The organism is Paracoccus sp. S4493, from assembly GCF_000967735.1.
Classification (GTDB): domain Bacteria; phylum Pseudomonadota; class Alphaproteobacteria; order Rhodobacterales; family Rhodobacteraceae; genus Paracoccus; species Paracoccus marcusii.
This window is the reverse complement of sequence record NZ_JXYF01000380.1, coordinates 1-359: the sequence shown is the minus strand read 5'-3', so window position 1 is coordinate 359 and position 359 is coordinate 1. Positions and strand designations below refer to the sequence as shown.

Below are 359 nucleotides of genomic sequence, written 5' to 3'. Positions count from 1 at the left end.
AGGCCAAGCGCTTGGCGGCGGCGCAGGTCCTGTTCCAGCCCGGTCTGAACGAGGATCTGGCCGCGACCGCAATCTGGGGCAGCCAGCAGGCCGAACTGCGCGGCGAGGGGCGTCACGACGGCGTCTTTGCGCTGTGGTACGGCAAGGGTCCGGGGGTGGACCGGTCGGGCGACGTCATGCGCCACGGCAACATGGCCGGATCGTCGCGCCATGGCGGCGTCGTGATGGCGATGGGCGACGATCACACGGGCGAAAGCTCGACCGTGCTGCATCAGTCTGACTGGGCGATGATCGACGCCTATATCCCCGTGCTGTCGCCTGCTGGGGTGCAGGAGATCCTGGATTACGGCCTGTATGGG

The 359-nt window shown here is 67.7% G+C and carries 1 pseudogene; it reads left to right on the top strand.

What is annotated here, in order from left to right:
- Positions 1-359 (top strand): annotated as a pseudogene (locus tag TW83_RS17860) (indolepyruvate ferredoxin oxidoreductase family protein); the annotation flags it as partial.